Consider the following 18,429-nt stretch of genomic DNA (forward strand, 5'->3'; position numbering starts at 1 on the left):
TGCCCTGACCGAAGGGAACCACCTCATGAAGATGACCATCGAGATCGACTGCACGCCTGTTGAGGCGCGAGCGTTTCTGGGGCTGCCGGATGTCAGCGCGCTCAACGACCATCTGGTCAAGGAGATGCAAAGCCGCATGGACGCCAACATGGCGATGCTGGCCCCCGAGGAGCTGATGAAGAACTGGATGGCGTTTGGCGCCGGCGCCCAGGAGCAGTTCCGAAAGCTGATGACTGCCGCGGCTGGCGCGGCCGCCGGGAAGCCCTGAACTCATGACGGATACGATCTTCGCCCTGGCCACGGCGGCCGGGCGAGCGGCGGTGGCCGTGGTGCGCGTGTCGGGTCCGGCGACCTTGTCGGTGGTTCAGGCGCTCACGGGAAAACCCCCGAGGGCGCGGATGGCGGGTTTGCGGACCCTGCGCCATCAGGGCGTGGATATCGACGAGGCCCTGGTCCTGCGCTTCGAAGGGCCGGCCAGCTACACCGGTGAGGACAGCGCCGAGTTTCACGTGCACGGCGGTCGGGCCGTGGTCGAGGCGCTGCTGTCGGCGCTGAGCGACCTGGGCGCGCGCCTGGCCGAGCCGGGCGAGTTCACCCGCCGGGCCTTCGAAAACGGCAAGCTGGATTTGGCCCAGGCCGAGGGCGTCGGCGATCTGATCGACGCCGAGACGGAAGGCCAAAGGCGTCAGGCGCTGGGGCAACTGGGTGGCGCGCTCAGCCAGCGCTATGACCGCTGGCGTGACCTACTCATTCAATCCCTGGCCATGCTGGAAGCCGCTGTCGACTTCCCGGACGAGGATCTGCCAGAGGAGGTCGCCGAGCGCGCCCGTCCGGCGCTGCGCATTCTGAACGACGAACTCGACGCGGCCTTGGCCGATGTTTCCCGTGGGCGCCGAGTGCGGGACGGCTTTCGCATCGCTCTGGTGGGCGCGCCGAACGCCGGCAAGAGCACGCTGCTGAATGGTCTGGTCGAGCGCGACGCGGCCATCGTCACCGATACGCCCGGTACGACCCGTGACGTCATCGAGGTTCCGCTGGTGCTGGGCGGCTACAAGGTGCTGGTCGCCGACACGGCCGGGATCCGCGATACCGCCGACGCCATCGAGGCCGAGGGCGTTCGCCGGGCGCGGGCCTGGGCTGAGGAAGCTGACCTAAGGCTTTGGGTGGTCGATGGGTTTCACGTGAAACATACAGTGAAGCTTGAAGGGACCATTCGAGGCGGGGACTGGCTGATCCTCAACAAGGCCGATATCGCCGACGGCTCGGAGCTTGCCGGAGCCAATGCGCATTGGGCCGGGGAGGGGCTGAAGGTCGTTCGTCTCTCGGCGCAGTCGCGTGAGGCGGTCGACGAACTTCGGGCGGCGCTCGCGGAGCACGTGGCCGACGCCCTGTCCGGCGCGGAGTTCCCGGCCGCCACGCGCCTGCGTCACGCCGAGCGCTTGACGGAGGCCCGGGCCTATCTGGCGCGCGCGCTGTCCGACATTGGTCTGGAAGTCGAGCTGGCCGCCGAGGATGTTCGACTCGCGGCCCGGGCGTTGGAGAAGATCACCGGTCGGGTCGATCCCGAGGATGTGCTGGGCCGCGTCTTTTCGTCGTTCTGCATCGGCAAGTGATGTGTCGCGCGAAGCATCCCCTATATTATCCACAGCGCGCTCACAGCTGTGATGGGGGTGTTTCACGTGAAACGCCGGCGAGTCAGATCGACCCATTCGCCTGATTGGCGTATAGGATGAGTCCAACGCCCCCGCTCGTTCGGGGGCGTTCGCATTGAGGCGAGTTCTTTGTCCAACACCTGGGATGTCATTGTCATCGGCGGCGGTCACGCCGGCTGCGAGGCGGCCGCTGCGTCCGCGCGCGCTGGCGTCCGCACCCTGCTGCTGACCCACAAGCTGGAAACCATCGGCGAGATGTCGTGCAACCCGGCCATCGGCGGCCTGGGCAAGGGCCACTTGGTTCGAGAGATCGACGCCCTGGACGGCGTCATGGGCCGGATGGCCGACAAGGCCGGGATCCAGTTCCGCATGCTCAATCGTTCGAAGGGTCCGGCCGTTCGCGGCCCGCGCGCCCAGATCGACCGCAAGCTCTATCGCGAGGCGATGCAGGCCGAGCTGAACGCCACGGCGAACCTCGACATCATCGCCGCCGCCGCCGAAGACCTGATCGTAGAGGGCGGCAAGGTCGCCGGTGCGATCGATGGGGAAGGGCGGATCTACCGCGCTTCACGTGTGATCCTCACGACCGGCACCTTCCTCAAGGGCGTCATCCATCGCGGCGACGATCGCATCCCCGCCGGCCGGGTCGGCGATCAGCCGGCCATCGGCCTGTCGGATCGCCTCTACGGTCTGGGCTTCCAGATGGGCCGCCTGAAGACCGGCACGCCGGCGCGCCTGGACGGCTCGACCATCGCCTGGGACCAGCTGGAGAGCCAGGCGGCCGACGAGGTCCCGGTCCCGTTCTCGTATCTGAACGACAAGATCGACGTGCCGCAGATCGCCTGCGGCGTGACCTTCACCACCGCAGAGACCCACCGGATCATCGCCGAGCGCATCGGCGAGTCGCTGGTCTATAGCGGCCGCGCCACGGGTGTCGGTCCGCGCTATTGCCCGTCGATCGAGGACAAGGTCGTCCGCTTCGCCGACAAGACCAGCCACCAGATCTTCCTGGAACCGGAAGGCCTGGACGACACCACCGTCTATCCGAACGGCATCTCAACCTCGGTGTCTGAAGAGACCCAGCTGCTGTTCCTGCGCACGATCCCCGGCTTGGAGAAGGTCGAGGTCGTCCGTTACGGCTATGCGATCGAATACGACTATGTCGATCCGCGCGAGCTCTATGCCACGCTGGAGACCAAACGTCTGCCGGGTCTCTATCTGGCCGGCCAGATCAACGGCACCACCGGTTATGAAGAGGCGGGGGCTCAAGGCTTGATGGCCGGCCTGAACGCGGCGCTGGCCGTGCAGGGCAGGGAGCCCGCCGTCTTCGCGCGCGACGAGGCCTATATCGGCGTGATGATCGACGACCTCGTCACCCGTGGCGTCACCGAACCCTATCGTATGTTCACCAGCCGGGCGGAGTTCCGCCTCACGCTGCGCGCCGACAACGCCGACCAGCGCCTGACCGATCGCGGCCTGGCCTTGGGCGTTGTGGGCGAGACCCGGGCCGAGGTCTGGGCCGAGAAGAAGGCGCGGCTTGACGCGGCGCGGACCTTCGCGCGCTCGGTCACCCTGACACCAAACGAGGCGGTGAAAGCCGGCTTCAAGGTCAATAGCGACGGTGTCCGCCGCGACCTGTTCGCCATGCTGGCCTATCCCGACGTTTCCCTGGACGACCTCGGCCGGATCTGGCCCGAGGTTTTCACGTGGAACAGTGACGTTCGCGAGCAGATAGAGATCGAGGCGGCCTATGCCGGCTATCTCGACCGCCAGCGGGCCGACGCAGAGTCGCTGCGCAAGGACGAGGATCTGCGCCTGCCGAACGATCTGGACTATGCCGACATTGGCAGTCTGTCTAACGAGGTGCGCGAGAAGCTTCAGCGCGTTCGTCCGCTGACCCTGGGCCAGGCGGCCCGGATCGAGGGCGTGACCCCCGGAGCGCTGACCGCCCTGTTGGCCCACGTGAGACGCAACCGTGCAGCCTGACGCCATGACCGACACCGCCGAACCGCTGGTCCTAGACGCCGCGGGCTATCAGGCCCTTACCCGTGCGACCGACGCCCAGATGGCCGACCTCACGCGATTCCAGGAGCTGCTGGCCGAATGGAACGCGGTGATGAACTTGGTCGGTCCGCTGACCATCGACACCTATTGGTCTCGACATGCCCTAGACAGTTCGCAGCTGTTGCCGTTGGCGCCGGGCGCTCTCAGCTGGGCTGACCTGGGCGCTGGCGCGGGTCTGCCCGGCGTCGTGCTGGCCATACTGCTGAAAGGCACGGACGGGGCGGGGGTCCACCTGGTGGAATCGATGGCCAAGCGCTGCCGCTTCCTCGAAGTGGTCGCCAAGGATCTCGACCTGCCGGTCCAGATCCATAATGCGCGCGCCGAAGAGCTTAAGCTGGACGTCGATATCGTCACGGCGCGGGCCTGCGCGCCGATGACGAAGCTTCTCGGTTTCGCCGAGCCCTATCTTTACCGCGGGGCGACGGGCCTGTTCCTGAAGGGACAGGATGTCGCAGCCGAGCTGTCCGAGGCCAAGAAGGTCTGGGCGTTCCAGAGCGACCTGCGCATCAGTCAAAGCGACCCTCGCGGCCGCATCGTTCAAGTGAAGAGGCTTTCCCGTGTCCGCTAATCCTCTCCGCGTTCTCGCCATCGCCAATCAGAAGGGCGGCGTCGGCAAGACCACGACCGCCATCAACCTGGGCACCGCCCTGGCCGCCTGCGGCGAGCGCGTGCTGCTGATCGATTCCGACCCGCAGGGAAACTGTTCCACGGGGCTGGGTATCGGCCGCACCCAGCGTCGCACCACGCTGTACGACGTGTTGATGGGTGAGTCGCCGGTGGTCGACGCCGCCGTGAAGAGCGAGCTGCCGGGCCTGGACGTCATCCCGGCCGATGCCGACCTGTCGGGCATCGAGATTGAACTGGGTCAGACCGCCCGCCGCTCGTATCGCCTGCGCGACGCGCTGGAATCGATCCGGGTCAACGGCCCCTACACCTATGTGCTGATCGACTGTCCGCCGTCGCTGAACGTGCTGACGGTCAACGCCATGACCGCGGCCGATGCGGTGTTCGTGCCGCTGCAGTGCGAGTTCTTCGCCCTGGAAGGCCTGACACAACTGATGCGCACCATCGAGCGTGTGCGCGGCAGCCTGAACCCGCGCCTCGAGATCCAAGGCGTGGTGCTGACCATGTACGACCGCCGCAACAGCCTGTCGGAGCAGGTCGCCAGCGACGTGCGCGCCCACTTTGGAGACAAGGTCTATGACGCGGTCATCCCGCGCAATGTCCGCGTCTCCGAGGCCCCGTCGTTCGGCAAGCCCGTGCTGCTGTACGATCTGAAGTGCGCCGGCAGTCAGGCCTATCTGAAGCTGGCCCGTGAAGTGATCAGCCGCGAGCGTGATCGCCAGGCGAAAGCGGCCTAGCCTAAAGCTTGGCCATACCGAACCTAGACCCGTAGTTTGACTGAGATGAAGATGGAGTCCGTCGCAATGGCAGAGCCCGGTAGTTCCGAAGGGCGTCGTGGTCTGGGTCGGGGTCTGTCCGCCTTGCTGGGTGAGGTCGACGCTGCACCGGCTCAGGCTCCGGGCGAACGCGCCGCCGGCTCCAGCGAAGCGCCGATCGAGCTCTTGAAGCGCAACCCCGACCAGCCGCGCCGCACCTTCCGTGAGGAAGACCTGGAAGACCTGTCCAACTCGATCCGCGAGAAGGGCGTCCTGCAGCCGATCCTGGTCCGTCCGTCGCCCGATACGCCCGGCGAATACCAGATCGTGGCCGGCGAACGCCGCTGGCGCGCCGCTCAGCGGGCCGGCCTGCGGGCCGTGCCGATCATGGTGCGCGAGCTGGACGACCTGGCGGTGCTGGAAATCGGCATCATCGAAAACGTCCAGCGCGCTGACCTGAACGTCCTGGAAGAGGCGCTGTCCTACAAGGCGCTGATGGAGAAGTTCGAGCGCACCCAGGAGAACATCGCCCAGACCATCGGCAAGAGCCGCAGCCACGTCGCCAACACGCTGCGCCTGCTGGCCCTACCGGACGAGGTGCAGTCGTACTTGGTCAGTGGTGAGCTGTCGGCCGGTCACGCCCGCGCCATCGCCGCGGCCTCGGACCCGGTCGCTCTGGCCAAGCAGATCATCGAGGGCGGCCTGTCCGTCCGCGAGACCGAAGCCCTGGCCCGCAAGGCGCCGGGCGTGAAGCCCGCCAAGAGCAAGGGCGGTCGTCCCGCCAAGGTCAAGGACACCGACACCCAGGCGCTGGAAGCCGACCTGTCGTCGGTGCTGGGCCTGGACGTCTCGATCGATCATCGCGGCGCGACCGGGACCCTGACCATCACCTATGCGACGCTCGAGCAACTGGACGACCTGTGCAACCGGCTCACGCGCGGGGTGTGATCATCCGCACCTAGAAAGGTGCGGTTGACCGGATTTTCGAGCTCTTCAAAATCGCCTCTGTGACGCACCAAGCGGCGCCTTTCCGTACTCCGGGAGGCACCGTTTTCGTGAGAGGAGGGCAGTTTGAGTCCGATCAGACTCCAAGCCTTTGTGCTGCAACGCTTTCTCGGAAAGCGTCCACAGCGGCGCAAAGGGGTGATTTTAGAGGGTTCTCTAGCCCGATCTTCCCGGCGAAAGCCGGGACCCAGATCTCAGGGGCTGAAGAGGGCTGGAAGCGCTCTGAGCTCTTAGAACTCATCCCGTCGTTCTTCCATCTGGGCCCCGGCTTTCGCCGGGGAGACGGGCGGGGGTTACAGCCCCAGTCGCCGCGCCCGTCCCGCGATCATCAGCGCCAGGCGTTCGGAGATCAGCTGATCGGGCGAACCCGAGGTCTTGCACGCACGGTCGGCGGTCAGGATCTCGCCCTGGATGTCGAGGATGGCTTCCAGGTTCCAGGCTCGAGCCTGACGCAAGAACTCACGCTCCTGTTTCCAGAAGACGCCGGACGCCTTGGCGGCGGCCTGCAGGTCGACGCCATTCTTGTGCAGGGTGAGCACACGACGGAGCCGGCCGAGATAATAGCCCATGGCCCGCACAGCGGCCGGACCGCCTTCGCCCTCTGCCGCAGCGCGACGCAGGGCGGCCTGGGCCGCGCCAACCTTGCCGCCGAACGCATCGGCGGCGGCGTCGCTGAGCGAGGCTTCAGGCTCGACGCCGAGGAAGTCGGTCAGATCGGCGGCGGTAGCGTTGACGCCGCTGTTAGGGCCCAGATAGAGCGCCAGGCGCTCGATTTCGGCCCGAGCGACGCCGCGCTCCTTGGGCAGGCGCGAGACGAACAGGTCCAGGGCCTCGCCGTTCAGGCTGACCTTGTCGTTGGCCAGCAGATCGCGGGTCATGCGGGCCAGGTCGCCTGCTTCATCTTCATAACAAGGGATGACGGCGCAGCCGTTGGCCTTCTCGCCGACCTTGCGCAGCTGGGAGTCGCGCCCCAGAGCTCCAGCCTCGACCAGGAAGAAGGCGTCGGGGTTCAAGAGGCCCTCGACGTGACGGGTCAGGGCCTCGGCAGCCTGCTTGTCGGGACCGGCCTTCTCGCCATTCAGGCGCAAGCGCACCAAGCGACGGCCGCCCATCAGCGACATGGCCGACAGCTCGTCCTCCAGCTTGGCGGGATCGGCGTCCAGGTCGCCGTCGGTCAGCTGGGCGGTGTCGAAGGGGTCGTCAGGGCGCTCGACGACGCGCTTGGCCAGGGCGTTGGCGCGATCGCGCACCACGCCACGGTCCTTGCCGTACAGCACCACGGCCCGGATGTCCGGGGTCGGCTCCCGCAGGAAGCGCTCGACGTCCGGACGCTTGGACAGGATCATCGCTGATTAGGCCGGTTTACGGCCCGCCAGCCAGGTGGCGAGCTCCAGCTGGATCTTGCGGGCCACCTCGACCGCAGCGCGCTCCTGGCCGTCGTTCTGAGCCGCGATGGCCGCATAGGGCTGGTCGGCTGAGTCGTAGGTCACGGACACTTCCGTATAGCCCTTGTGAACCTCGCCAGAGGTCTTGGTGTCGACCAGCGTCCAGGTCACCGCCATCCGCAGTTCGTAGCGGTTGGCGTTGTTGTCCAGCCGGACGCCGCGCGCGAAGCGCTGCTCGTTGATGGCGTAGGACAGATGATAGGCCGCGGGCGATCCCTGGCGATAGGCCAAGGCGTCGTCCAGCTTCTCGCGCAGCAGGTAGCCGCCGCGGCCCTCGGACGCGATCGGCTGGATGCTGGAGAGCCCGCCCTCGACACCGGGGCGACCGTACAGCGGCGTGAAGCCGGCACAGGCCGAGAGTGTCAGGGTCGAAAGCGAGAGGGCGCAGACCGCCAGGAAGCGTTTCATCTGTATCAGTTGGCCACGATGTTGATGATGCGGTCCTTCACCACGATCACCTTGCGGACCGTGAGGCCCTCAAGGTGAGCCATGACGTTGGGATCCGCCAGCGCGATTTTCTGGACTTCGTCGTCCGGGGCGCCGGCCTTGACCTTCACCTCGCCGCGACGCTTGCCGTTGATCTGGATCGGCAGGACGCGTTCGTCGTCCGCGGCCAGGGCCGGATCGGCCTTGGGCCAGGGGGCGTCGACGACCATGCCTTCGCCGCCGACCTTGGCCCAGGCTTCCTCGGCCAGGTGAGGCGTGAAGGGCGAGACCAGGCGGGCCAGGATGTTCAGGGCCTCGGCGCGGGCCGCCAGAACAGCTTCTGAAGCGCCTTCGGCCGGCGCGGCCTTCAGGGCGTTCAGGAACTCGTACAGGCGCGCCACGCCGCTGTTGAAGCGGAAGCCCTCGATGCTGTCGGTGACGTAGCCGATCAGCTTGTGGGCCGACTTGCGCAGGGCCACGGCCGCTTCGTCGCTGTCATCGTGGGCGAAGTCACCGGCCGGCTGGCCGTCGAACTCGTTCCACAGCCGGTGCGTGAAGCGCCAGCTGCCTTCGACGCCCGAGTTCGTCCACTGAACGTCGCGCTCGGGCGGGCTGTCGGACATCACGAACAGGCGCGCTGAGTCGACGCCGTAGGCTTCGAAGATGTCCTCAGGCGCGACGACGTTCTTCTTCGACTTCGACATCTTCTCGATGTCGCCGATGACGATCGGCGCGCCGGTCTTGGCGTGTTTGGCCGTGCGGGTGTTGCCCTCGGCGGTGATCACCACGTCCGCCGGCTCGACCCACTCGCCGGCCTCGCTCTTGTAGGCCTCGTGGGTGACCATGCCCTGGGTGAAGAGGCCAGCGAAGGGTTCCTCGACCGACAGCAGGCCCTCGTCCTTCAGGGCGCGGGTGATGAAGCGGGCATACAGCAGGTGCAGGATCGCGTGCTCGACGCCGCCGATATACTGGTCGACCGGCATCCAGTGGTCAGCCGCGTCCTTGCCCACCGGCTCGTCGGCCTGGGTGTCGGCGAAGCGGGCGAAGTACCAGCTGCTGTCGATGAAGGTGTCCAGCGTGTCGGTCTCGCGCTCGGCGCGGGCCCCGCACGACGGGCAGGTGGTGTGACGCCAGGTCGGATGGCGCAGCAGCGGGTTGCCCGGCTTGTCGAAGGTGACGTCGTCGGGCAGGGCGACCGGCAGTTGGTCTTCCGGCACCGGCACGACGCCGCAGGCCTGGCAGTGGACGACCGGGATCGGGCAGCCCCAATAGCGCTGACGCGAAATGCCCCAGTCGCGCAGGCGGTAGACGGTCGCGCCCTGGCCCTGGCCTGCGCCTTCGATGCGCGCCACGGCCTCGGCCTTGGCGGTCTCGACGTCCATGCCGTCCAGGAACTCGGAATTGAAGATCTTGCCGGGGCCGACATAGGCCTCCTTGCCGACCGCGAAGGTCGCCGGATCCTCGCCGTTCGGCAGCACCACCGGCTTGACCGGCAGGTCGTACTTGCGGGCGAAGTCCAGGTCGCGCTGGTCGTGAGCCGGGCAGGCGAAGATCGCGCCGGTGCCATAGTCCATCAGGATGAAGTTGGCGATCCAGACAGGCAGGGTGATCGACGGATCCAGCGGGTGCTGCACCCGCAGGCCGGTGTCGTAGCCCAGCTTCTCGGCGCTCTCGATCTCGGCCTCCGAGGTGCCGCCCTTGCGGCAGTCGGCGATGAACTGCTGGACGTCGGGGTTCTCGATGCCCAGGCGCTCGGCCAGCGGATGCTCGGGCGCGATGCCGACGAAGCTGGCGCCGAACAGGGTGTCGGGACGGGTCGTGTAGACCTCCAGGCCGTCGGCCATGCCGTCGGGGGCGTCACCGTCGAACTGGAACTTGAAGCGCAGGCCCTTGGAGCGGCCGATCCAGTTCTCCTGCATCAGGCGAACCTTGTCGGGCCAGCGGTCCAGGGTCTTCAGGCCGTCGATCAGGGCGTCGGCATAGTCGGTGATGCGCAGGAACCACTGGGTCAGCTTGCGCTTCTCAACCGTCGCGCCCGAGCGCCAGCCCTTGCCGTCGATGACCTGCTCGTTGGCCAGGACCGTCATGTCGACCGGGTCCCAGTTGACCGAGGCTTCCTTGCGATAGACCAGGCCGCGCTTCAGCAGACGCAGGAACCAGGCCTGCTGCTTGCCGTAGTATTCCGGGTCGCAGGTGGCGAACTCGCGCGCCCAGTCGACCGACAGGCCCAAGGCCTTCAACTGTTCGCGCATGGCGGCGATGTTGTCGTAGGTCCAGCCCTTGGGGTGGACGCCGCGCTCCATGGCGGCGTTCTCGGCCGGCATGCCGAAGGCGTCCCAGCCCATGGGATGCAGGACGTTGAAGCCCTGGGCGCGCTTGTAGCGGGCCACGACGTCGCCCATGGCGTAGTTGCGGACGTGGCCCATGTGGATGCGGCCCGACGGATACGGGAACATCTCGAGCACATAGTATTTCGGACGGCCGTCGTTGATCTCGCCGGTCTTGAAGACGTCGGCCTTGGCCCAGGCGTCACGCCATTTGGGCTCGGTGTCTTTGGGATTGTAACGGGCCATCGGAAACCAGGTCTTGAATGCGGAAAGGCGCTCCAGGGAGCGCGGCCGCGTCAAGTTAAGCGGTTTCGCGGCCGGAGCGCGCAGAAAGATAGGGCGTCAGGGTCCCCTTCGCCGGGAAGAGGACCCTTAGGGGCCTTAGCCCCGGATGTTCGAAAGTCGAAGCTGACGCGCGCGGGTCAGGATCGCGTTCTCGATGTCGGTGGCGGTCTGGGGCGCGACTTCGGTGTCGACCCAGTTACCGTTCATGTCCTTGGCCTGCTTGAACACCGTGACGTTCAGGCCGTCGGCGCGCAGGCGGGTGTCGAGGATGTAGACCGTCGCCTTGAAGCGCTCGGCCGGGGTCTCGGGGCTGATGTACCAGTCGGTGACGATCACGCCGCCGTACGGGTCGGCCGAGGCCAGCGGCATGAAGTTCAGGGTGTCGAGGCTGGCGCGCCACAGATAGCCGTTGACGCCGATCGAGGCTTCGGGAGCCGTGGCCTTCTTGCCGCCGATGCCCAGGAAACCCTTCTTCTCGCCTTCGGCGGAGAACGACTTGGGGCTGCTGCCGCAAGCCGCCACGCCCAGCATGGACAGAGCCAGGACGCCCGCGGCGACGCCGCGCATCACAGACCCACGCTCAAACGCCATAGTACCTCGCTCCAAATGTCTCGCCGGCGCGGCTAACGCATTCCTGGCGCGCTCCCGCGGCCGGGAGCCGGTCTATAGCATGGCTGCGTCGCCTCAAAACAGGAATCGCGTGACCTCGTCGCAACAGGACTCGATTGAATCATATGATTCAGTGGGAACGGGGACCGATGTGCGGTTGACCGCGTTCCAGCCAAGCCTTTAATCGCAACGTAAGGGGCTCGTTCCTATATGGGATGGGTGGGGACAACTGAGTATGGGCGGCGAGTAGCGATGGTCGCGACGCGTTTCTTCTTGGCGGGGGCTGCCGCGCTGATCCTGACGGGATCGGCCGCGACCGCGTTCGCGCAGGCCAAGCCGCATGCCGTGACGCCTGACTTCAGCGTCAAGAACGACTTCACCAGCGCCGCTGCCGGGGTCCAGTATCCGCAGGACGAGAAGCGCGCCCTGCGTTGGGACGCCAAGAAGGGCCGCTGGGGTCTGAAGCTGGACCTCGACCAGCCCTCGAGCCGTGAAATGGAACTGCAGGACGTGCAAGCCGGCGCCTACTTCAAGGTGACGCCGTCGATCCGCGTCGGCGGCGCCGTGGCCCTGGGCGAACGCAACCCGGCCCTGGCTGCCCGCAAGGCCGAGCCGACGGAAGCCGCGCCGCGCGTGCGTCTCGAGACCGCGTTCAAGTTCTAACCCGCAAGGGCCTCCACAGCCGCCAGGCCGACGACCCCGCTGCCCGTGAGCTGCGAGACGGTTTCCGCGCGCACGCCGCCTAGCGCATAGACGGGCAGGGCGGTGGCCGAAACCAGCACGCTCAGGCCGTCGATCCCCAATGGAACACCCGCCGACGGACTGTTGCTGGGAAAGACCGGCGAGACGACGACCGCATCGGCCCCAGCTTGCTCGGCGGCGCTGACCGCGGGCTGACCGTGCGCAGCGGTCGTGATCAGCCAGGCCGGACGGCCCTCTCTCAGCCGGGGGATCTGGTCCGCCATCCGCTCAGGAACATGCAGGCCATCCGCGCGGATCGCCTCAGCCAGCTCTGCTTCGGCCCCGGCCAGCAGCAGCAGGCCACGGGTGTCGGCGATCGCGCGCAGGCGGAGACCCTGTTGGATCGCCTCGCCGGCGCCGAAGGCCCGGAAGACGATCCCCGCCCCGCGCGGCAGGCGTTCGGCGACGGCTTCGGGGCTTTGCACCCGAGCCGGATCGGTGAAGAACAACAGGTTGGGCAGGGTGACCCCGCGCACGGTCCTTGGCGGAAAGGTCGCCGCCGTCCTAGACAGGACCTCCAGTTCGCTCACGCCGTCCACGCCGGGTTTGTCTCCATGTCTCAAGCGCTTGCCGATATCCGAGTCCGCATAGCCGACGCCGAGGCCCGCGCGGACCGCCCGACGGGCGCGGTGACTCTGGTGGCCGTGTCCAAGACCCAGCCCTGGGAACATATCGCGCCCGTGCTCGACGCGGGACAGAAAGTGTTCGGCGAGAACCGCGTCCAGGAAGCCATGGAGCGCTGGGGCGACCGCCGAGAGGGTCTGGAGCTGCGCCTGATTGGTCCGTTGCAGACCAACAAGGCCCGGGATGCGGTGGCGTTCTTCGATGTCATCGAGACGGTCGACCGCGAGAAGCTGGCCCGCGTTCTGGCCGAAGAGATCCAGCGCGCCGGCAAGGCCCCACGCCTCTATGTCCAGGTCAACACCGGCGAGGAAGACCAGAAGGCGGGGATCGCGCCGAGCGAGGCCGACGCCTTCATCGCCGCCTGCCGGACGACCTATGGCCTCACTGTCGAGGGCCTGATGTGTATCCCGCCGTTCGACCAGGACCCCGCGCCGCACTTCGCCCTGCTGAAGGCGATCGCCCTGGCCAACGGGGTCGAAAAGCTGTCGATGGGCATGAGCGACGACTTCGAGATCGCCATCGAACAGGGCGCGACGTCGGTGCGGGTCGGTTCGGCGATCTTCGGCCGCCGCGATTACGCCTAGTCCGCCACGATCTCGACCGCGTCGCCCGGCTGGGCGGCGGCCAGCACGGCCTCGATGTCCTCGCGCGCCAGAGCTACGCAGCCCTCCGTGCCTGGATAGCCGTCGCGGGCCAGGTGCATGAAGATGGCGGAGCCCATCCCGGGGATCGGCGGGTCGTCGTTGTGGCCCAGGATCACGACCAGGTCATAGACTTGGTCGTCGCGCCACATCCGCTCGGCGCTGGCCGGATAGGGCAGGGTGACGGGGCGGTTGTAGTTCGGATCGCTCGCCGCATCGCACCAGCCGTCCCGCGGCTGCGTCGCGCGGACAGGCAGGGCGGTCTTCGGACCGTCGGGATAGACGTCGGGCCGATACCAGACTTCGCGCATGACCCAGGCGCCCAGCGGGCTCTTGTTGTCGCCCTCGCGCTTGTCGGCGGCGGGCAGGGCGCCAGCCTTGCCGATCGCGCAGCGCAGAGTTCGGCCGTCGAGCTCGAAACGGCCGTTGGCATGGGCGCGGAAGGGCATCGGCGGAGCTGCTCCCAAGACTTATAACGTGGCCGGGGTTGTCCCGGGGGGCCGCAGCGGTGCATGTTTCGCCTTATGGCGCAACGTAAGACCCTTCTGCTGATCGACGACGACGACGACCTGCGCGGCGCCCTGGCCGAACAGCTGGCCCTGCACGAGGAGTTCGCGGTCAACGAGGCCGCCAGCGCCGGCGAGGGGGTGCGCCTGTCGCGCGAGCTCAAGCCGGACCTGATCCTGCTGGACGTCGACCTGCCTGACATGGACGGCCGCGAGGCCTGCCGTCTGATGCGCAAGAACGGCGTCACCGCGCCGGTGATCATGCTGACGGCCGCCGCCAGCGACAGCGACACCATCCTGGGCCTGGAATCGGGCGCCAACGACTATGTCACCAAGCCTTTCCGCTTCGGCGTGCTGCTGGCCCGCATCCGCGCCCAGCTGCGCAGCTACGAGGCCTCTGAAGACGCGCTGTTCCGCATCGGCCCGTACGAATTCCGCCCGTCCGCCAAGCTGTTGGTCGACGAGAAGCAGAAGAAGGTGCGGCTGACCGAGAAGGAAACCAACATCCTCAAGTACCTCTACCGCGCCGGCTCCAAGCCGGTGTCGCGGGAGGAACTGCTGACCGAGGTCTGGGGCTACAACGCCGGGGTCACCACCCACACGCTGGAAACCCACGTCTACCGCCTTCGCCAGAAGATCGAACCCGATCCCGCCACGGCGCGGATCCTGATCACCGAGATGGGCGGCTATCGCCTGCAGCCGTGACGTCCTCCCCGGCCAGCGCCGGGGGAAGCCTTGCTAAGGAAGCGCGTTGCGGGCCGCCGCGATCGGAGCCGCCAGGGTTTCGACCGTATAGGCGCTGGCCGGGCTATGCCCCCATACCGGCCCAGGCCAGGCCGGATCGTCCGCGCGTCGCCCGACCACATGCACATGCAGCTGCGCGGTGACATTGCCCAGCGCCCCCACGTTCAGCTTGTCGATGGTCAGGCCCAGCACCGCGCCGACGGCGCGGACGGCGGTTCCGGCCAGGACGATCTCTTCCATCAGCTGGATGCGATGCGCGGTGTCCAGCTCCTCGATCTCGCGAAGGCCCGGCTGGCGCGGGATCAGCACCAGCCACGGATAGCGGGCGTCGTCCTGCAGGCGCACCTCGCACAGCGGCAGATCGGCGACCTTGTGCGAGGTGACGACGAAGGCCGGATCGAGTTGGAAATCAGCCACGCTTAGGAACCGCCGCCCAATAGTCGAAGTCGAGAATGACCGCCGGATCATAGACCCCTTCGCCGTTCTTGTCCGGGAAGTCGCCGCAGGGCTGGTCCCGCGTCGCCACCAATCTCAGCCGCAGGGCGCCGACCGCGCCCAGATCGGCCTTGTCCAGCACCTGGCTCCAGGCGAACACCGTGCCGCCGGCGAAGAACGGGGCCACGTGGCGGCCGCCGTTGATCGCCAGGATCAGGCCGGCGTTCTGCAGCCCGTTGAACGACAGCGCCTTGGCCGTGGAGATCACCACCCCGCCATAGACCAGCCGCTTGCCCGACGGGTCCTGGCTCCGCTCGAACTGGTTGAAGTGAACCTTGGCGGTGTTCTGCCACAGCCGCGTGGCCATCTGGTGCTCGGCCTCTTCCACCGCCATGCCGTCGACATGGTCGATCTTCTCGCCGACCGCGTAGTCCTCGAAAGCGTGCGGCGCGCCTGCCAGGGCCCAGTCGTAGCCGGCGAAGTCTAGACCCGGCGGGATCACCAGGTCGGCTGGGGCCACAGCGGCCGACAAGGTAGGGACCGTCTGCTCGGCGACTGCCGCATCCGTGTCCCGCTTGCGCACCATCACCCAGCGCACATAGCTCAGCACCGCCTCGCCGCGCTGATTGGTCCCGGTGGTGCGCACATAGACGACGCCGGTCTTGCCGTTGGAGTTCTCCTTCAGCCCGATCACGTCGGATACGGCGCTGAGCGTGTCGCCGGGATAGACCGCAGCCAGGAACCGGCCCTCGGCGTAGCCCAGATTGGCCACCGCGTTCAGGCTGATGTCCGGTACGGTCTTGCCGAACACCACGTGGAAGGCGACCAGCGGATCGACGGGCGCGGCGGGCAGGCCGCAGCCCCTGGCGAATTCGTCCGAAGAAAACAGCGCGAACCGGGGGCCATAAAGCGCCGTGTACAGCGCGACATCGCCTGCTGTGATCGTTCGGGGCGTGGCGTGGACCAGTCTCTGGCCCAGCTTGAAGTCCTCGAAGAAATGACCCGGATCGGTCTTGCTCATCCCCGGCTTCCCTTATCGTTGTTCAGGCAACTTTGCCGCAGCGCAGCGAAACGGGAAAGAGGACTTGAGGCCGGGACGCTACAGGTCTAGACCGCGCCCCGACATTCCACTGTCCACAGCCTTGATGGAGACCCCATGGCTCGCGCGAAGATCGCCCTTATCGGCGCCGGCATGATCGGCGGCACCCTGGCCCACATCGCCGCTCGCGAAGAGCTGGGCGACGTGATCCTGTTCGACATCGCCGAAGGCACCCCGCAGGGTAAGGCCCTCGACATCGCCGAAGCCTCGGCCGTGTTCGGCAAGGACGTGGCCCTGAAGGGCGCCAACGACTACGCCGACATCGCCGGCGCCGACGTCTGCATCGTCACCGCTGGCGTGCCGCGCAAGCCGGGCATGAGCCGCGACGACCTGCTGGGCATCAACCTGAAGGTCATGAAGGCCGTCGGCGAAGGCATCAAGGCCCACGCCCCGAACGCCTTCGTCATCTGCATCACCAACCCGCTCGACGCGATGGTGTGGGCGCTGCAGCAGTTCTCGGGCCTGCCCAAGGAAAAGGTCATCGGCATGGCCGGCGTCCTGGACTCGGCCCGTTTCGCCTACTTCCTGGCCGAAGCCACCGGCGTGTCGGTCGAAGACATCCACGCCTGGACCCTGGGCGGTCACGGCGACGACATGGTGCCGATGGTCCGTCACTCGACGGTCGGCGGCCTGCCGCTGCCGGAACTGGTCAAGCAAGGCTGGCTGACGCAAGAGAAGCTGGACGCCATCGTCGAGCGCACCCGCAAGGGCGGCGGCGAGATCGTCGCCCTGCTGAAGACCGGCTCGGCCTTCTACGCTCCGGCGGAATCGGCGATCGCCATGGCGACGTCGTACCTGAAGGACAAGAAGCGCGTCCTGCCGTGCGCCACCTTCCTGACCGGTCAGTACGGCCTGAACGGCCTGTACGTCGGCGTGCCGGTCGTCATCGGCGCCGGCGGCGCCGAGAAGATCGTCGAGTTCGAAACCAACGAAGCCGAAAAGGCGATGTTCGCCGCCTCGGTGGCGTCGGTCCAGGGCCTCATGGAAGCCTGCAAGGCCATCGACCCGTCGTTGGTCTAAGCGACCTTCGATCCCGAATGACGAAGGGCGGCTCCGCAGGGAGCCGCCCTTTTTCTTGGTCGCTAGTTCGCCGCGTCGGCCGGCTCCTGGGAAATCTCCTCCAGCGTCTTGCCGACCTGCTTGGCGCCGTAGTCCTTGGCCACGTCGCCCAGCGACAGGATGCCGGTCAGGTTGCCGGACTCGTTGAGCACGATCAGGCGGCGGACCTGGTTGTTGGCCATCTTGGCGGTGGCGTCGGCCAGGATGTCGTCTTCCTTGACGCTCAGCACCTCGCCGTCGGACATGGCCTCCGAGATGGGGCTGTCGAAGCTGCGCCCCTCGGCGACCACGCGCAGGACGATGTCGCGGTCGGTGACCACGCCCACCACCTTGCCGTCGTCGACCACGGGCACGACCCCGCTTTCGATCTTGGCCATGGTCTCGGCGACCTTGCGGATGCTGTCGGTCGGACGGGCGATCGAGACCTGGCTGGTCATGGCGTCGCTGACTTTCATGGGTAACCTCGTCGGTTGGAATTCTGAGGCTCTAAAACCCACAGCCCTCGCCAACCGTTCCGCTTCCGGTCGTCACGGAGCGCGCCTATCTAGACGCATCCTTCTTCTGGAGCTTCCCATGTCGATCTCGATCCACCAGGCCAGCGTGCCCGTCTTCATCCAGGGCCTGAAGGGTCTGAAGGGCGTTCTGGCCAAGGCCGCCGCCCTCGTCGAGGCCAAGAGCTGGGACCCGGACGCCCTGCTGAAGGCCCGACTCTATCCCGACATGTTCCCGCTGATCCGTCAGGTGCAGATCGCCACCGACTTCGCCAAGGGCGGCGCCGCGCGCCTGGCCGCGCAGGAGGTTCCGGCCTGGGACGACAATGAGGCCTCGTTCGAGGACCTGATCGCCCGCGTCGACCGCGCCGTCGCCTATCTGGAAGGCCTGGACGTCGCCGCGTTCGAAGGCGGCCATGACCGCGACGTCCATCTGGTTCGCCGCGGCGAGACCAAGACCTTCAAGGGCCTGGACTATCTGCAGGGCCAGGCGATGCCGAACTTCTTCTTCCACATCACCACGGCCTACGCGATCCTGCGCCACAACGGCGTCGAGGTCGGCAAGCGCGACTTCCTCGGCACGGTTTAAGCCTCTCCCACATCCGATCTCCCCGGCGAAAGCCGGGGCCCAGATGGAAGAGCGCTGGGGCGGGTTCCTCGAGCTCAGCGCCTTTCCAATCATCCCAAGCGCCTTGGGATCTGGGTCCCGGCCTTCGCCGGGAATACGGGATGGAGGGTCTCTTTTGACTCCTTCCCGAAAGTTGTGCATAAGCCCCGGCTTCCGGCGCTTTATCAGCAGCGCCTCCACCGTCACGACCCCGGCCTGTTAGCGCAGGATCCATCCGGACGAGGACGGCGAGGACCCCCATCGACGTGATCGTCCATGGGGGCTGATTG

General features: G+C 67.0%; 20 protein-coding genes. 11 read left to right on the forward strand and 9 right to left on the reverse strand.

Annotated features, from left to right (window positions below):
* Window positions 1–25 precede the first annotated feature (25 nt).
* The 6 genes from E1H18_RS10065 (at window position 26) to E1H18_RS10090 (ending at window position 6,043) form a co-directional block, all read left to right on the forward strand.
* Window positions 26–268, forward strand: coding sequence for a DUF6489 family protein (locus E1H18_RS10065; RefSeq protein WP_172267052.1), 243 nt, complete (start codon window positions 26–28; stop codon window positions 266–268).
* Between the two features lie 4 nt (window positions 269–272).
* On the forward strand, window positions 273–1,613 hold the full coding sequence (gene mnmE, locus E1H18_RS10070; RefSeq protein ID WP_370526473.1) for a tRNA uridine-5-carboxymethylaminomethyl(34) synthesis GTPase MnmE: 1,341 nt from the start codon (window positions 273–275) through the stop codon (window positions 1,611–1,613).
* Between the two features lie 168 nt (window positions 1,614–1,781).
* Entirely contained in the window at window positions 1,782–3,638 is a 1,857-nt protein-coding gene (mnmG, locus tag E1H18_RS10075; RefSeq protein WP_194247944.1) for a tRNA uridine-5-carboxymethylaminomethyl(34) synthesis enzyme MnmG, read from the forward strand.
* A 4-nt stretch (window positions 3,639–3,642) separates the two neighbouring features.
* Complete coding sequence (gene rsmG, locus E1H18_RS10080; RefSeq protein WP_172267675.1) at window positions 3,643–4,284, forward strand: 16S rRNA (guanine(527)-N(7))-methyltransferase RsmG; 642 nt, start codon at window positions 3,643–3,645, stop codon at window positions 4,282–4,284.
* Window positions 4,274–5,077 (forward strand): AAA family ATPase, encoded by an 804-nt coding sequence (locus E1H18_RS10085; RefSeq protein WP_172267055.1) that lies wholly within the window; start codon window positions 4,274–4,276, stop codon window positions 5,075–5,077. Before rsmG ends, E1H18_RS10085 begins: the two co-directional genes overlap by 11 nt.
* A 51-nt stretch (window positions 5,078–5,128) precedes the next feature.
* A complete protein-coding gene (locus E1H18_RS10090; RefSeq protein ID WP_172267058.1) occupies window positions 5,129–6,043 on the forward strand; it encodes a ParB/RepB/Spo0J family partition protein in 915 nt (304 codons plus the stop codon).
* A gap of 350 nt (window positions 6,044–6,393) precedes the next feature.
* Here the strand turns inward: E1H18_RS10090 and holA are convergent, their stop codons facing one another.
* From holA to E1H18_RS10110, 4 genes are all read right to left on the reverse strand, one after another.
* Window positions 6,394–7,446 carry a DNA polymerase III subunit delta gene (gene holA, locus E1H18_RS10095; protein ID WP_172267061.1) on the reverse strand — a complete coding sequence of 351 codons (1,053 nt, stop codon included), beginning with the start codon at window positions 7,444–7,446 and terminating at the stop codon, window positions 6,394–6,396.
* 6 nt (window positions 7,447–7,452) lie between these two features.
* Window positions 7,453–7,953 carry an LPS assembly lipoprotein LptE gene (lptE, locus tag E1H18_RS10100; RefSeq protein WP_172267064.1) on the reverse strand — a complete coding sequence of 167 codons (501 nt, stop codon included), beginning with the start codon at window positions 7,951–7,953 and terminating at the stop codon, window positions 7,453–7,455.
* Window positions 7,954–7,958: 5 nt separating this feature from the next.
* The gene (gene leuS / locus E1H18_RS10105) at window positions 7,959–10,544 is read right to left on the reverse strand and encodes a leucine--tRNA ligase (RefSeq protein WP_172267067.1); all 2,586 of its coding nucleotides are present in this window, start codon (window positions 10,542–10,544) and stop codon (window positions 7,959–7,961) included.
* Window positions 10,545–10,679: 135 nt separating this feature from the next.
* Window positions 10,680–11,189 carry a DUF3576 domain-containing protein gene (locus E1H18_RS10110; RefSeq protein ID WP_172267070.1) on the reverse strand — a complete coding sequence of 170 codons (510 nt, stop codon included), beginning with the start codon at window positions 11,187–11,189 and terminating at the stop codon, window positions 10,680–10,682.
* Window positions 11,190–11,444: 255 nt separating this feature from the next.
* Here E1H18_RS10110 and E1H18_RS10115 point away from each other — a divergent pair, with 255 nt between their 5' ends.
* On the forward strand, window positions 11,445–11,855 hold the full coding sequence (locus tag E1H18_RS10115; RefSeq protein WP_172267073.1) for an NtrZ family periplasmic regulatory protein: 411 nt from the start codon (window positions 11,445–11,447) through the stop codon (window positions 11,853–11,855).
* Here E1H18_RS10115 and E1H18_RS10120 read toward each other — a convergent pair.
* Window positions 11,852–12,472: a thiamine phosphate synthase gene (locus E1H18_RS10120; RefSeq protein ID WP_370526474.1), complete on the reverse strand. Its 621-nt coding sequence runs from the start codon at window positions 12,470–12,472 to the stop codon at window positions 11,852–11,854. The two genes, E1H18_RS10115 and E1H18_RS10120, sit on opposite strands and share 4 nt — an antisense overlap.
* A 15-nt stretch (window positions 12,473–12,487) precedes the next feature.
* On the opposite strand from E1H18_RS10120, the gene E1H18_RS10125 reads away from it, so the two are divergent.
* Window positions 12,488–13,141, forward strand: a complete 654-nt coding sequence (locus E1H18_RS10125) for a YggS family pyridoxal phosphate-dependent enzyme (protein WP_172267079.1) — start codon at window positions 12,488–12,490, stop codon at window positions 13,139–13,141.
* Here the strand turns inward: E1H18_RS10125 and E1H18_RS10130 are convergent.
* A complete protein-coding gene (locus E1H18_RS10130) occupies window positions 13,138–13,647 on the reverse strand; it encodes a L,D-transpeptidase (protein ID WP_172267082.1) in 510 nt (169 codons plus the stop codon). The two genes, E1H18_RS10125 and E1H18_RS10130, sit on opposite strands and share 4 nt — an antisense overlap.
* Window positions 13,648–13,722: 75 nt before the next feature.
* On the opposite strand from E1H18_RS10130, the gene E1H18_RS10135 reads away from it, so the two are divergent.
* The gene (locus E1H18_RS10135) at window positions 13,723–14,409 is read left to right on the forward strand and encodes a response regulator transcription factor (protein ID WP_172267678.1); all 687 of its coding nucleotides are present in this window, start codon (window positions 13,723–13,725) and stop codon (window positions 14,407–14,409) included.
* 33 nt (window positions 14,410–14,442) lie between these two features.
* On the opposite strand, the gene E1H18_RS10140 is transcribed toward E1H18_RS10135, so the two are convergent.
* A complete protein-coding gene (locus E1H18_RS10140; protein ID WP_172267085.1) occupies window positions 14,443–14,865 on the reverse strand; it encodes an HIT domain-containing protein in 423 nt (140 codons plus the stop codon).
* A complete protein-coding gene (locus tag E1H18_RS10145; RefSeq protein ID WP_172267088.1) occupies window positions 14,858–15,904 on the reverse strand; it encodes a MaoC family dehydratase in 1,047 nt (348 codons plus the stop codon). Before E1H18_RS10145 ends, E1H18_RS10140 begins: the two co-directional genes overlap by 8 nt.
* Window positions 15,905–16,039: 135 nt before the next feature.
* On the opposite strand from E1H18_RS10145, the gene mdh reads away from it, so the two are divergent.
* Window positions 16,040–17,002 carry a malate dehydrogenase gene (mdh, locus tag E1H18_RS10150; RefSeq protein ID WP_172267091.1) on the forward strand — a complete coding sequence of 321 codons (963 nt, stop codon included), beginning with the start codon at window positions 16,040–16,042 and terminating at the stop codon, window positions 17,000–17,002.
* Between the two features lie 62 nt (window positions 17,003–17,064).
* On the opposite strand, the gene E1H18_RS10155 is transcribed toward mdh, so the two are convergent.
* Window positions 17,065–17,496 carry a CBS domain-containing protein gene (locus E1H18_RS10155; protein WP_172267094.1) on the reverse strand — a complete coding sequence of 144 codons (432 nt, stop codon included), beginning with the start codon at window positions 17,494–17,496 and terminating at the stop codon, window positions 17,065–17,067.
* A 118-nt stretch (window positions 17,497–17,614) separates the two neighbouring features.
* On the opposite strand from E1H18_RS10155, the gene E1H18_RS10160 reads away from it, so the two are divergent.
* Complete coding sequence (locus tag E1H18_RS10160; protein ID WP_172267097.1) at window positions 17,615–18,121, forward strand: DUF1993 family protein; 507 nt, start codon at window positions 17,615–17,617, stop codon at window positions 18,119–18,121.
* Window positions 18,122–18,429: the final 308 nt, after the last annotated feature.

It is taken from the genome of Caulobacter sp. RHG1, assembly GCF_013181195.1.
Classification (GTDB): Bacteria; Pseudomonadota; Alphaproteobacteria; order Caulobacterales; family Caulobacteraceae; genus Caulobacter.